The organism is Nostoc sp. ChiVER01 (assembly GCF_034531155.1).
Lineage (GTDB): Bacteria > Cyanobacteriota > Cyanobacteriia > Cyanobacteriales > Nostocaceae > Nostoc.
Map to the genome: position 1 here is coordinate 12116 of NZ_JAVRBS010000016.1, position 13916 is coordinate 26031.

The 13916-nt window shown below is 39.7% G+C and carries 15 protein-coding genes; 3 read left to right on the forward strand and 12 right to left on the reverse strand.

Features of this window, described 5'->3' with window-relative positions:
• The first annotated feature begins 155 nt into the window (after nucleotides 1-155).
• Entirely contained in the window at nucleotides 156-536 is a 381-nt protein-coding gene (locus tag RMY00_RS20530) for a calcium-binding protein (protein ID WP_322649308.1), read from the forward strand.
• A 3-nt stretch (nucleotides 537-539) separates the two neighbouring features.
• Here RMY00_RS20530 and RMY00_RS20535 read toward each other — a convergent pair whose 3' ends face one another.
• The 5 genes from RMY00_RS20535 to RMY00_RS20555 all read right to left on the reverse strand — a co-directional run bounded on the left by RMY00_RS20535 (nucleotide 540) and on the right by RMY00_RS20555 (nucleotide 3252).
• Nucleotides 540-1100: a sugar O-acetyltransferase gene (locus RMY00_RS20535; RefSeq protein ID WP_322649309.1), complete on the reverse strand. Its 561-nt coding sequence runs from the start codon at nucleotides 1098-1100 to the stop codon at nucleotides 540-542.
• Nucleotides 1101-1206: 106 nt separating this feature from the next.
• Nucleotides 1207-1656, reverse strand: coding sequence for a hypothetical protein (locus tag RMY00_RS20540; protein ID WP_322649310.1), 450 nt, complete (start codon nucleotides 1654-1656; stop codon nucleotides 1207-1209).
• Between the two features lie 60 nt (nucleotides 1657-1716).
• On the reverse strand, nucleotides 1717-2097 hold the full coding sequence (locus RMY00_RS20545; protein WP_322649311.1) for a hypothetical protein: 381 nt from the start codon (nucleotides 2095-2097) through the stop codon (nucleotides 1717-1719).
• Nucleotides 2098-2233: 136 nt separating this feature from the next.
• Nucleotides 2234-2614, reverse strand: a complete 381-nt coding sequence (locus tag RMY00_RS20550) for a hypothetical protein (protein WP_322649312.1) — start codon at nucleotides 2612-2614, stop codon at nucleotides 2234-2236.
• Between the two features lie 20 nt (nucleotides 2615-2634).
• Nucleotides 2635-3252, reverse strand: coding sequence for a hypothetical protein (locus tag RMY00_RS20555; protein WP_322649313.1), 618 nt, complete (start codon nucleotides 3250-3252; stop codon nucleotides 2635-2637).
• Between the two features lie 947 nt (nucleotides 3253-4199).
• Between RMY00_RS20555 and RMY00_RS20560 the strand changes: the two genes are divergently transcribed.
• A complete protein-coding gene (locus RMY00_RS20560) occupies nucleotides 4200-4595 on the forward strand; it encodes a hypothetical protein (RefSeq protein WP_322649314.1) in 396 nt (131 codons plus the stop codon).
• A gap of 242 nt (nucleotides 4596-4837) precedes the next feature.
• On the opposite strand, the gene uvrC is transcribed toward RMY00_RS20560, so the two are convergent.
• On the reverse strand, nucleotides 4838-6715 hold the full coding sequence (gene uvrC / locus RMY00_RS20565) for an excinuclease ABC subunit UvrC (protein ID WP_322649315.1): 1878 nt from the start codon (nucleotides 6713-6715) through the stop codon (nucleotides 4838-4840).
• A 687-nt stretch (nucleotides 6716-7402) separates the two neighbouring features.
• On the opposite strand from uvrC, the gene RMY00_RS20570 reads away from it, so the two are divergent.
• On the forward strand, nucleotides 7403-7582 hold the full coding sequence (locus RMY00_RS20570) for a hypothetical protein (RefSeq protein ID WP_322649316.1): 180 nt from the start codon (nucleotides 7403-7405) through the stop codon (nucleotides 7580-7582).
• 21 nt (nucleotides 7583-7603) lie between these two features.
• Here RMY00_RS20570 and RMY00_RS20575 read toward each other — a convergent pair whose 3' ends face one another.
• From RMY00_RS20575 to RMY00_RS20600, 6 genes are all read right to left on the reverse strand, one after another.
• Nucleotides 7604-8026 (reverse strand): response regulator, encoded by a 423-nt coding sequence (locus RMY00_RS20575; RefSeq protein ID WP_322649317.1) that lies wholly within the window; start codon nucleotides 8024-8026, stop codon nucleotides 7604-7606.
• Between the two features lie 484 nt (nucleotides 8027-8510).
• Nucleotides 8511-9395 carry an NF038130 family PEP-CTERM protein gene (locus RMY00_RS20580; protein ID WP_322649318.1) on the reverse strand — a complete coding sequence of 295 codons (885 nt, stop codon included), beginning with the start codon at nucleotides 9393-9395 and terminating at the stop codon, nucleotides 8511-8513.
• A gap of 416 nt (nucleotides 9396-9811) precedes the next feature.
• A complete protein-coding gene (locus RMY00_RS20585; protein ID WP_322649319.1) occupies nucleotides 9812-11044 on the reverse strand; it encodes an LL-diaminopimelate aminotransferase in 1233 nt (410 codons plus the stop codon).
• Nucleotides 11045-11262: 218 nt separating this feature from the next.
• Nucleotides 11263-11598, reverse strand: coding sequence for a thioredoxin family protein (locus RMY00_RS20590; RefSeq protein WP_322649432.1), 336 nt, complete (start codon nucleotides 11596-11598; stop codon nucleotides 11263-11265).
• 174 nt (nucleotides 11599-11772) lie between these two features.
• Complete coding sequence (locus tag RMY00_RS20595) at nucleotides 11773-12549, reverse strand: PspA/IM30 family protein (protein WP_322649320.1); 777 nt, start codon at nucleotides 12547-12549, stop codon at nucleotides 11773-11775.
• A gap of 352 nt (nucleotides 12550-12901) precedes the next feature.
• Nucleotides 12902-13615 carry a PspA/IM30 family protein gene (locus tag RMY00_RS20600; protein WP_322649321.1) on the reverse strand — a complete coding sequence of 238 codons (714 nt, stop codon included), beginning with the start codon at nucleotides 13613-13615 and terminating at the stop codon, nucleotides 12902-12904.
• Between the last annotated feature and the right edge of the window lie 301 nt (nucleotides 13616-13916).

Sequence of the window (13916 nt, forward strand, 5' to 3'; positions counted from 1 at the left end):
CCCCTTTAGAAAAGGGAAAACCCTAAAAGCCGCCTTCTTAAGGGTGTTGAGGTATCTCTGATACCTAAATTTTATATTCTTTATTTTAGAAAAATTATTCTTAGCTAAGATTTTGGTAGTATTATCAAAATGCATTATACGTAAAGTGTTATCTTATGCCTAGTGTTGAAGCCGACGAAAACCGAGAGCATCGCATTAAAACAGAGATCATTGTAGATGCTGAAGATAAAGAAGACCGGGCCATGGGTTGGTACTATTACCTCGAAGAGACTCTGAATTTTCCCTTTATGGCTAAATGGACTAAGAAGGCACGCAAATCAGGTTCTACCGAGGAGAAACCAGTGGAAGTGCTGGGAATGGCCCCAGATGATGAGTGCTTGAAAGATATGCTTGTAGAAGTGGCTTACATTAATGGTAAGGATGATGATGTATATTCTGCAAAGTTATCTGAAATAACAGCCATTGATGCTGACAGCGAAACTGAAGAAGCGATCGCAGACTGGCTCTATTGGATTGCCAGAGGATATAAATTTTAAACTTTAGGATAAATATCGAATGACGCGGCAAGGATTGCCAGCAGCGACAACATTCTCAGGTATATCTTTGACAACTACACTGCCAGCACCAATGGTTGTGTTATCACCAATAGTTACACCTGGACAAATAATTGCATTGCCACCAATCCAGACATTATTACCAATGTTAATTGGGGCAGCTAATTCTTTTCCAGAAAGACGAATTTCTGGCTCTGTTGGATGATAAGCAGTATAAATTTGCACATAAGGAGCGCATAAGACATTTTCACCAATATGAACTGTATTGCAGTCTAAAATTACACAACCATAGTTCATATAAAATCTGTCGCCAGCAAAAATATTACTGCCATAATCACAGTGAAAGGGTGGCACAATTGATACCTTGCCACCAAGCTTTCCAAATAATTCTTGCAAAATTTGCTGCCGTTGCTCTTGCTGTTCTTCGGTTGTAGAATTGTAACTTCGCAACAGACGACTAGCTCGCTTACTTTCGGCAGCCAATTCTGGATCATCCGCCAGATATAATTCGCCTGCGAGCATTTTCTGTTTTTCGGTTTTTTCCATTACACCAATTTATAACTATCAAGTTGGGTTACAATCAAACAGCGATCGCTAAGTGTTTGTACAGCTGAAATTTGCGTAAGCGTAGCCCGTCGTAGACATCGCCCCTCTAATTTTGTAGGTTAAAGGATGCTTTATTGATAAGGATATCATTTTGAAATCTAAGTGTGACACTCCAGTATGGATTGATATCTGCTCTTTGAGATTCGTAATCAGTCAAGTAAACATCTTGATTGTTCCACTGATAAATCTTTTCATGTATTTGCCCATCAGGGGAGTCAATATTGTTTTCATAAATCAAGATACCATCCCAACCTAAAATGGAACGAACTTCATCATAAGACATGCCTGTAGATATAGAGTTATATAAATTTCCCCTGATTTCAGATGACAAATTTATCTGTTTAAGCTGTATAGTCTCATTAGTATTTTGATTAAATACTTTGAACATATAATTTATAAATAAGGTAGGCATCGGAGCCATAGAAACAAATCTATGGAAATAGATAAATGCAATCCATGTCAATAAAGCAACAGCTAAGAATATTGAATATTTCATAAAAAAAGGGTGGAATAACCACCCTACAACTTTCTGCAATAATATCAAGTAGGGTAATAACTAACGAATCCCTGCACTACTTTCGTGGGTAGTGCTATATGAATTCATAATAGTATTGATCGTACCCCATACTCTAGCTGTTCTCTCTTCATAAAAACTACCATTTAGTTCACCACCAGTATTTTGAACAGTAAAATTTTTAAAAAATTCTCCGATTTTACCATTGTTATACTCAGTTTCAACCTTACGATCAATGTAAATATTATTAGAAGAAGAGTTGTAATCTTGGGTACGATTTGAATTGGTTACATTATCGATGTTGAAATTAGTCTCTGTTCTGCTTTGCTGAATTGTCCATTGGTTCAACACAAAAGTCTCACCTGCTAAAGCAGGACTAGTCAACAAAGTAGCAAGAATAGATAAACCGAGAACTTTCTTCATTACTTTGTCCTCATAATAAATTAGTTGCCTTTGTCAGAAAAACTAATCTTGGCAAAGTAACTCAAATAATTACCAGGGTGGATTAACCACCCTAGAATTTAAAATCTTTTCAAATTACATCAAGCACTATTAAGAACTAACGAACACCTGCACTGGTTTCGTGACTATTAGTATATGAGTTAGTTGTAGTATTAATAGTACCATTAAGGTTAGTCCAATTAGTTTCACTATATTTACCATATAGCTCACTACCTGCTGTATTATTGATAAATTCATCAAAGGAAATATCTGTACCACCAGCAGGTGTGCTGATATTAATATCACCATCAACGTAATCCTTTTGAGCCCAAGAATCGTATTTTTCGTTACGTTGAGAAACAGTCTTAGAATCAAGCATTAAATTGGTCTTTGTTACGCTGTTACTCCATGAATTTTCGTCACGCACAAATGTTTCACCAGCAAAAGCAGGAGTAGCTAAGAAAGTAGCAAGAATAGCAAAACCAAGAACTTTTTTCATGAGTTTCTCCTCGTTATAAATTAGTTGTCTTTTTCAGCCTCATTTTTAGGTAATTCTTGAGACTGAAACTTAGGAACCTTGTTAGATTCATTTGTATTAGTTCTGTTTATAGCAACCCCTTTACAGACAGCAGAAATAGTAGGAAAGCTGTCGGCGGTTAGTTGGATGCCAGCACTGATTAATTCAGCACAGGCACGGGCATTGATAATCTCTACATCATATTGAGTCTTACGAGAAATAGTTTCAGCCATTTGCTTGCAAGTACTCTCTAGACTTCCACCTAAAGGAAAAACTATAGCAGCATTCATAGCATAAGAGGCGTTATTAGATAAACTAATCCCGTCATAGGAACTTAAAGAAGTCCCTAATATTAAAGATGGTCGTGGACACACAACATTTATTCCAGCTACTCCTTGAATTTTATAAGTAGCCGATTCACCAAGGTTGTAAACTCCTGTTTGATTAATTGCAGCAGAGTTCCGTTGTTGATTATCAAGAGTCTGTTCTTGATTAGGCTGAGATTGAGAATTAACAGAGTTGGTAACAGATTGTGCTTGGGCTTCGAGGTTTATGCTAACTACTCCGAGTAGACATAATAAGGAATGGTTAGTAAATATTCGTAGAGTTTTTTTAAACATTTGAAGTTTTTTAGATATTGCAAAGCAAGGGCATTAAAAGTCATAGATTAAGTAACTTGGCAGAATCAAACCAAATGTTAAGAAAGATAAATTCAATAAAAATTGTCTTTCTTCTTACCTCCTACCTCCTACCTCTTGCTTCCTGCTTTATCCCAACGACAAATTTTTACGTTGGTCTACTCGGTTTACGAATTGGGTGCTTTACCTCATTAAAACAATAACGAGTATCATGGCTATAGCACTTGATTTACTCTTTAAAGTGTTGAGGTTTCTGAACTTTTTCTGTTCGTTATTCATCACAAACTAATATTCTCAGCGATCAAAAAAAAACGCGAGGGGGGTTTTGTGGGATTAAGTGGGAAATGGGCAAATATTAATATTCGTAAAGCGCCTATTGAATTAGCTCTAAAAAAGAAGAAAAAATCAATTTTTTTTAAAGCAATGATAATAAAAAATTAAAGTTCAAATGAAGCTTAAATAAAATTTTTGAAAAGTAAGTCAATAGAAGTGCATTTCTTAAAGATCAAATAAACTCCATCATAAATTAGTTAATACCTTGTATCATTACAAATACTTAGATAAAAAATATTTCAATCATTTCAAGTTCATAAATTTTATATGGCTCCTATTTGGCTTTTGAAAAAACTTCCTACTCCTTTACCTCTCTTCTCTCGTGTTCCCTGTCTTCACGAGTAAGTTGATAGATCATCAAATCAGATTGTTATACAAACTATTAACAATTCAAAATTACTGTGCTACTTGCTTGTGGTAGCCTCTCACCCAACTTGTACCCCTCCGGGGAAGCAAGCTACGCACAGTGTCTCCGACAGGATAAGGAACTGCCGTGAGTACCCTAGCAACATAGTAGCTTCCTTTGGGAGGGTTTTAAACCCTTTACTTGACGATAATTAAGCATCTACATTAAATTCATCAGATTAGTTTGACCTATGAACATCCAAGAGTTATTAATTATTGCGGATAAAGTGGTATCGAAATCATCTGGCAGACACTTGACTGATTTACAAAGCGATTTATTAAAAGCATCTTCTGAAAATCAGACATACGAACAGTTTGCCAACGATCGCGGCTACTGCCTCGATTATATAAAGAAGGATGTCGGGTCTACGTTATGGCAATTGCTATCTCAAGCATTAGGAGAGAAAGTTACCAAAAAGAACTTCCGACAAGCGTTAGAGCGATATCAACAGGCTGAAAAATTTGTGAGTTATGACGAAAAAGAAAAACAGCAATATTTTGGCATCTATCTGATGTTTTGGCTTTTTAAAGAAGCACAGAAAAATTCGACTTTTGAGAATCGATACTACAGCATAGATGCTGAGTAATACTGCTGTTTTGGAATTCAAAACTTCACTAATTGAAAATTTCAAATACTTATTAGGACTTACGCAAGAGTTACGGAATAACGAACCACAGAGGCGCAGAGAAGCCAGTGCGTTGGGCGGGTTCCCCGACTTGTACCGCTAAAGCGGAACCCGCAGGGTAGCAACTGGCGCGACACGGAGAAATCAGCGTTTTAGAGATATTTTGCGTATGTCCTACTTATGTCAGATGCTTTTGGGCCATATCAAGAAGGATGAAAATAATCATAAATTTCTTGAGCCAAACGCGGGCCGATTCCTGGAACCTCAGCAAGTTGTGTGGGTGCAGCTTGCCGAATATAATCAACTGAGCGAAAATGCCCTAGTAGCTGCTTTTGTCGATGATGTCCTAAACCGGGAATTTCATCTAAACGCGATCGCTTCAATTTATCACTGCGTTGCTGACGATGGAAAGTCACTGCAAATCGGTGCGCTTCATCCCGCAACCGCCGCAACAACTGCACCCCTGATTGTTCTGAATCAGTTGTTAAGGGTTTAGACTCTCCCGGTAAAAAAATCTCTTCTCGCTGCTTCGCCAAACTAACAACTCGCAAGTCTTCTAATAAATTCATCTCTTGCAAAACGGCGACAACTGATGATAACTGACCTTTACCACCATCGATCATGATTAAATCAGGCCAATCTGGATTACCCAAACGTGCCAACTGGGGATCTTCGCCATACTTACGGAACCGTCGCCCAATAACTTCAGCAAGACTAGCAAAATCATCCGAATGTCCCGCCGTCACTGTGGGATTTTTGATTTTGTAGTGGCGATAATGCTGTTTAGCAGGTAATCCGTCGATAAATACGACTTGCGAAGCTACTGCATTTGACCCTTGAATATGGGAAATGTCATAACCTTCGATGCGGTGGGGTACATCTGGTAAATCAAGAATGGCTGCTAAATCTTGCATTGCTTGGTCATTGCGATCGCCTAGTTTTTGCATTCTTTGCAATTCATACTGGGCATTTCGCTCTACCATCTCAATTAATTCTGCCTTAGTTTGCCGCAAAGGAGTTAAGATTGTGACTTTTTTCCCTTTGCGTTGAGTTAAGACATCCGCCAATATCTCGCTATCTGGTAAATCATGCTGTACCAAAATCTCTAAAGGTATTTCCACTGAGTCAGCAGTTTGATAATGTTCTTCTAAAGCTCGTTGTAAAATGGCTCCTGGTTCTGCATGAGCATCCGCCACAAAGGCCAAGCGTCCCACCAATTGTCCAGCGCGAATCTGGAATAGTTGAATGCAGGCGTATTCTTCATTGGCTGCTAGTGCGATCGCATCCCGCGAAACTGTATCATCTGGTAAGGAGACTTTTTGATTGGCTGTTAGCGACTTTAACCCAGAAATTTGGTCACGAATTCGCGCTGCTGACTCAAAGTTCAAGTTTTCAGCTGCTGCGTTCATCTGTTGAGTCAAAATATCAATTAGTTCCTGAGTTCGCCCTTGGAAGACCATCGCTATTTTTTGTACAATTTTGCGATATTCTTCTGGTGAAATCATCTGTTGACACACGCCCGGACACCGCCCTAAATCATAATTTAAGCAAGGGCGGTCTTTAAAAAGTGGTTGAGGCCGTTGTCGCTGCGGGAAGATCCGCTTACACAGGCGGACAATTTCTCGTAAAAGACCAGCATCAGTATAAGGCCCGTAAAATTTATCCTTTTCTTTGCCGAATTGACGTTTACGGGTAATAAAAATTCGCGGATAATCTTCTGACCAAGTGATGCAAAGATAGGGATATTTTTTATCATCTTTGAGCAGCACGTTAAAGTATGGCTGGTGCTGCTTGATCAAATTTGCTTCTAGGGCTAACGCTTCGGCTTCGGTATCAGTGACGATGAATTCAATTTCTGCCACCAACTTCACCATCGTGGCGATACGTTCACTCTTGTTGTAGCCATCCCGGAAATAGGAACGGACACGCGATCGCAGCTTACGTGATTTACCTATATATATAATGCGATCGCTACTGTCCCGCATGAAATAAACCCCCGGTTCCGGTGGAATTTCAGCTAGACGATTTTCCAGTCGTTCTGGCTCTTTAAGCAGTGGTAATATTTGAGTAGATATTGTCACAACCAAAATTAGCTAATCTTTCTTTATTTTAAGAAAAATTATTTTTTCGTGCCGATTTAAAAAAGTATTTATCAAGTAAATGTAAAGTAGTTAGGCTTTTAGTCTGTACATAGAGAAGTATGTAGCCACTTTTGAAGCTTCTTGCAGAGTGGCTTAGTTTCCGACGATAGCAGGCGCACCATCTCAATTAACAAGACTTGGGGCAAAATGCCCTTGTTAAAGGTAGACAACAATACTGATAGTGGTTCATGCCGTTAAACTTGATTAGTTAGTTTGTCATCAAAACCCTGTAGGCACGCATTAGCGCAGTGGTACCTTAGCATAGCGGGGCACCCAGTCCAATTTCGTGTTTTTTTAAAGTTATCACAATAAAAGCTTGGCTTTTTGAATTTATATTTAGCATTTTAAAATCAACAGTTAATTTATTATTCCAAAATTATGTTTTATCAAAACTATTTAATTTTCTTCATCTAGCTAAATTTATATTTTTATTATTAAAAGTAATTAAACTTTTTAGAATTGCTTATATAAATATTTAGATAAAATGAGATAAAATTTATTCTTAAGTAAGATTTTTGAATTTTATTTAAACTGATAATATTAAGCGATTTAACGGATTTAGGAAGTTAAATTTACGAATATCATAGAAATATAGCCATTAAAATAATTTCAGGAAAAAATTGAAGTATGAATCTGCAAGAGTTTGAAGGCCAATACCGGGAAGCTATGGCTGAAACCCTCAATGATCTGCAAACAGCAGTTTTGTTGTTAGCGCAATTACAAGATAGAATTTCAAAAGTTGGCAGTTCTGTGCAACATATTAGTGAGCGAGTTGAAGAGTTCATTGCAGACCAAAAAGCGGAATAAAGGCACGCCCAGCAAAAAAGTTTATTTGTGAAAGCAAGTCAACTCTTCTTCAATCGTAAGTATAAGATCCTTGAGTTTTATAGGTTTGACAAAATAGCGACGTGCGCCTAAACTCATGGCTAGGTCTTGATCGGCTTTAAACGCAAAAGCTGAAACCACAATAATAGGTATTTTTGACAAATCAGGTTTTTGCTGGACTTGTTTTAAGAGCGAATAACCGTCAACATCCGGCAATTTCAAGTCTAATAACATTAAATCTGGCTGAAATTTTTCTATAGTCGAGAAAAAAGTAGAGCCTTCTGATAAGCTTTCGACATCGTACCCAGAGTAAATTAGATAGTCACTCAGTAACAATCTATTGAGATAATGGTCTTCAACTAGCAAAATTCGTCTAACTTGGTGTGACTGCAATGGCTGATCTATATTGAATAACTGTGATGTCATTGCTACCTATTATCTAATTATGTTAACTAAAAGCCAACTATTATTACCGTAAACGAGAACGCTAGTACATTTAAACTGAAAAACCCAATAAAAATTTGATTTATGTAATCTAGTTAAAGATATGAATAAATTAAATTTAGCTACACTCTAATACTTCAAAAGCTTTTATTACAAGTTCTTTTAATCATAATTTAAATAAACAGCTACTTTTAAAAATAGAATTGCCCAGGTATTATGGTAAAACTACTTAAGTAATACTATAACTAACGCTATGTTAAGCCATACCCATTCCACGAAATATTTATTAAAAATCCATTGGTAGAGGGATATAGATTTAAATCCTTATCACCGACTAATTTGTTGCCAATATTTTTATAAACAGTATAACCTAGAAGCTTAAATAATCTTATAGCTGCAAAAAAGTATTCATAAAAAAAGGGAGGTGTTAGCTCCCTTACTTATTTGTAGTTTTGAACCCACAATCTTAAATAGATGCTTTTTTAAACTTGCGTTGGGTAGCAAACACACCAGCAACACCCAACAGACCAAGCATTACGGATGGTTCTGGGACTGCTGCGGGAGGTACACCTTTGATAGTGACTTCATAATTACCCGAGTGGGATATTTTATCACTTATTTCAACTAAACCAGACTTGGTAGCTTTAAAGCCATACAAGTAATCAGTTTTGCCGTCATAAGTGTATTTGACAATTTCACTTGCTTGTAATGGAAAGAATGGGTTAGACGGCAGCCCTAAAAGGGGTGCGGCATCAAAGTGACCTGCTAAACCAATACTAATTAAACCACTAGTGTCATCTTGATTGACATAGGAAATATTTGGGTCACTGAAGCGTTGAAATCCCCCCTTTGTAAGAAAACTGTTAAACAAAGTCTGTTGAGTATAGCCGAACGTAGTGAGTAAAGGACTAGTGATACCGTTAGAACTTAGAGCCTGGTTAAACCAGGTGTTAGCTAAGTTATTTAACCCATACGTCGTAGTTGTTTGGCCGGCTCCAAACCAGTCATCAGAAGTGAGGCTGCTTAGAGTCAGGGTTTTCCCACCGATTGTACCTGTCAAGGTGGTATTTTTGGTAAAATCAAAACCAGCTTGTTCACTACTAGCAGCTAGCTCCACATTTCCAGTGGGACTCGCAGCGTCACCATTTAGAACTTTTTGTACATTTTCACTAGTATTTGCTACTGTGAAGGTATTTGTAGCATTGGAATCATAGACTAAATAATCAGTGGCTGCTGTTCCACCAATAGTAGCATCGGTGAGGGTTCCAGCCTGTGCTGGTACAGTGGCAAGAGTGCTTACACCAATAGCCATTGAGGCACCAATTAAAAGTTTCTGAAAAGTCCTTTTCATTTTTTCAAGTCTCTGTGAGTTTGGAAGTTAAGTTTTAAACTACTGCCGTTTCTAAGCTTGGCCTGTCTTGACTACAGGCTTTTTGGCAATACAACTCCTTAAAAGCGCGACCTGCATTGTTAGAAATTTTTGGTATCTGAGCGTACAAACCAAGTTTAAGAAACGGGGAGACCTGATTGGGTAAAGTTCCTTTTGTTATCAATAAAAAGATGACGAATATTTTGATGTTATTTTACGTTTAATTACGTAATATGCTGGCTTTTAATAGTTTAAAAAACAACAATACAATAATTTTAAATTTAGTATAGTACGGTTATTCGTAGGGACGCAAAAACGTGCGCCACTACCTCTAGGGCGCGTGTTCTATCCATAGACTTTGTTACAAAAAATCTTTGGTGTTTAGCTTGAGAAAAAATTTAATAAAGGAACTGAGCAATTCTTTCCACAGCAGTTTCTAACAAAAGTGGCTCATGCACCAAGGCAAAGCGGACATATCCTTCTCCAGATTTGCCAAAGCCAGCACCTGGAGAAGCTGCTACACCAGTTTGTTTGACTAGCTGGGTACAAAATTCGATGGAATTTTGACTCCAATGTGAGGGCAGTTTTGCCCAGATGTACATTGTGGCCTGGGGAGTAGGAACATTCCACCCAATGCGGTGTAAAGCATTGATGAAAGCATCACGGCGCTGCTGGAAGGTAGCAACAGCAGATTTTACCCCAAGTTGAGGGCCAGTTAGGGCTGCGATCGCACCATTCAAAATCCCCCGATACTGATTAAAATCAACGGCGGCTTTTACCTGGCGTAAAGCGTTAATTAACTCGGCATTACCGATGGCGTAGCCAATGCGAAAGCCGCCCATATTGTAGGACTTGGAAAGGGTGAAAAATTCAATAGAGACGCTTTTATCTGGATCAGCTTGCAGAATTGAAGGGGCTAGGGCTTTTGGATTTTGAATTTTGGATTTTGGATTGGGAGAATTATCTACCGACTCCCTAGTTTCCTGAAATACCAAATCTACATAGGGGAAATCGTGAACCAGCACAAGATTATATTGCTGACAAAAGGCGACAGCTTCTTGGAAGAAAGATAAAGGAGCGATCGCAGCAGTGGGATTGTGAGGATAACTTAATACCATCATCCGCGACTGAGCCAAGACTGGGGCAGGAATATCAGCAAACACTGGTAAAAAGTCGTTTTCTGCCCGTAGTGGCATCGGGTAGATTTGACCACTGGCTAGGTAGACACCCCCGGCATGGGAGGGATAACCTGGATCGAGCAATAGAGCAAAATCTCCTGGATTGAGTATTGCTAGGGGTAAATGGGCAGTACCTTCTTGAGAACCAATTAGAGGTAGTACCTCAGTTTGAGGATCGACTTTTATACCAAATTTTTGTTCGTACCAGTTGGCTGCGGCTTCACGAAACCCAAGAGTTCCGTTAAACAACAGATAGCCGTGGGTACTGCGATCGTGAAGAGATTGGGCGATCGCCTCAATGACATGTGCCTGGGCAGGTAAATCAGAAGACCCCAACGACAAATCAATTACTTGTTGTCCAGCAGCCAAAGCGATCGCTTTGGCTTTGTCCATATCAGCAAATACATTAGATTGCAGGGGTTGTAAACGTTTTGCAAATTCCATGTTAGTCATTTGTCCTACCCTGCGGGAAGCCGCAGGAGCGTCTATGTCATTTGTCCTACCCTGCGGGTACTCCGTTGGAGAACTCGAAGAGTAGCCGCAGAAGCGTCTATGTCATTTGTCCTTTGTCATTTGTCCTTTGTCAAATGACCAATACTTCTCTACTAGAGGCTGCGCCAAGGGCAACGCTCAGTACAAGTGACCCATGACCAATGACCAATGACCAATGACTAATTATTATTTAAGTGGGTATCTAAAAGTTCGAGTAATTTATCTTTACCGATGACTCCCTCAGTGGATATCAAAACTTCTTGGTCTTGAAATAGTCTAAGGGCAGGTACACCTTCCACTTGGTACTGCTTAACAGTAAGTGGGTTGGGGTCAATTTCCATTTTAACGACTTTGAGGCGATCGCTATATTTGTTAGCAGCTGAGTTAATCAGGGGGGACATCAATTGACAAGGCCCACACCAGGAAGCCCAAAAGTAAACTAATACAGGCTGTTGGGCTTTTAATACTTCTGTTTCAAACTCAGCATCAGTTATGGTGATTACAGCCTTACTCATTGCAGTCTCCATCAGGTGGCGATCAAAGTTGGCACACACAATACTTTATCCCAAAGTCGTCAATAGTTTATAGTCAATAATTCATAGTTATTTTGACTGTTAACTATTGACTAATGATGTAAAATCCCACAACCAACAGGCGTGGGACTAGCTCAAATAAGTTTTCTGCCAATTTTACAATTGATCCAATTGCTTGCGTAGAGAATCTAACTCGGCATCAACCACTTCATTAGATTTAGGAGCAGTGGTTTCTTGTTGCGGTGGCAGTTGCGCTTGATTTTGTGGAGTAGCGGATGGTAACATTTGCGCTTTTAAAGCTGCCAATTCATCATCAACATCGCTACCACCTTCCAATTGGGCAAATTGGGTTTCTAAATCTGCACCTGCTAACTCTCCTAGTGCCTGTGCCCGGGATTCTTGCATCAAGACTTTTTCTTCCATCCGCTCGAAGGCAGCCATTGCACTGCTGGTATTCATCCCACGCACCATGCCTTGAAGTTGCTCTTGGGCTTTGGCAGTGGTGATCCGAGCTTTAAGCATTTCTTTCTTGGTTTTAGCTTCAGAAATCTTGCTTTCTAGCTGGATTAAGTTGCGTTTGAGGGTTTCAACTTGAGTGCTTTGAGTGTCCAAACTAGCTTTGAGGGCGGCGCTGGTGTCCGTATAAGTCTTTTTGCGCTCTAGAGCTTGTCGTGCTAGATTCTCGTCACCTTTTTGCAGCGCCAGTTGAGCATTGCGTTGCCACTTATTGATTTCATTTTGGGCATCATTATACTGTTTTTCGCTGCGTTTTTGGGAGGCGATCGCCTGAGCTACTCCCTGACGCAGCTGCACCAAGTCTTCCTGCATTTCCAGGATGGCTTGTTCTAGCATTTTTTCGGGGTCTTCGGCTTTGTTAACCAGGTCGTTGAGGTTAGAACTAACTACTCGCTTAATGCGATCGAATAATCCCATAACTTTGTTTTTCCTTGTTTGGTTTACGCTTTTTGTTCGACAGTGAGCTTTTTTATTTTTTAATAGCTACCTATTTCAATGTAATCTTTCCGGTTTGAATCAGTATCTTCTAACAACTCTTAATTGTTAAGATATCTCCAAAGAGGGGTAATTAGCTGAATTTCGACCAAGAGGCAGGGGGCAGGGGGCAAGGGAGATAGAAAAAAATTGGGATTCCCCCACCTGTTACGTTAGCTTCCCGCTCTTTACGATAACCACACTTGTTTGAGTGGGAAATTCTGACCCATGTTCTCACCCTCATTTCACGACAGTTGTTGATGGGGTTATTTCCCCCTGCTCCCTTGCCTGTTCTTCAAGAGTCCTGAGTTTTGGGTAACTGCTGTTGGGGAGGCTGTGTGTTATCTGCCCCGTTTAAGACTTGCACCTTCATTGCTGCTAATTCGGCATCTACATTATTAGTAGATTCCAAGGAAGTAAATTGTGTTTCCAAGTCGTCGCTACTGAGTTGAGCTATTGCTTCTGATTGAGCTTCTATTTGCAAAACTTTTTCTTCCATGCGCTCAAAGGCATTCAGACTGCTGGTGGCAGAAACTCCGCCGAGCATTTCTTGGAGGCGATAAGACGCTTCGGCAGAACGAGCGCGAGCAATATACATATCTTTTTTTGTTTTCGCCTCGGAAATTTTTAACTCTAGCGATCGCATATCCTTTTTTAACCTAGCGACTATCTCGTTTTGCTGCTCTATCTGGGAAAACAGAGCTGTAGCGGTTTCTTTATAGGCTTGGCGCTTAGTCAAAGCTTCCCGTGCTAGAGGTTCGCTGCCTTGTTGCAGGGCCAATTGGGCGCGGCGATACCATTCTTCTGTTTGAGACTGGGCAGCGGCGGCCTGCCGTTCGGTGCGTTTTTGGGTAGCGATCGCTTGTGCTACACCCTGCCGCAACTGCACCAGATTTTCCTGCATCTCTAGAACAGTTTGCTCCAGAATCTTTTCTGGATCTTCTGCATCACCGATCAAACTATTAAGATTAGCTCGAATCACCCGCAGAATACGCTTGATTAATGCCATGTCGGCTCTCCATTCACGAAACCCAGTAATGATAAGTGCTGTTAGCGTTAGCAGGGCGTTTACCCCTTGCTGAGTACTGAATTAGTTATAGAGTGCTGAGTGCTTAGTTAAAATCCTAAGTATAATATTTTTTGTCATAGGATAGTTATAGAGTGCTAAGTGACTAGTTAAAGTCAGGACTTACGCAAAAATTGCCGAAAAGCTTAATTTATCGAACCGCCTTCTCTACCAGAGGCTTCCGCCAACGCGTAGCGTCTCGTAGAGAAGACGCCATCGCGCAGCGTCTCGTAGAAAAGAATTC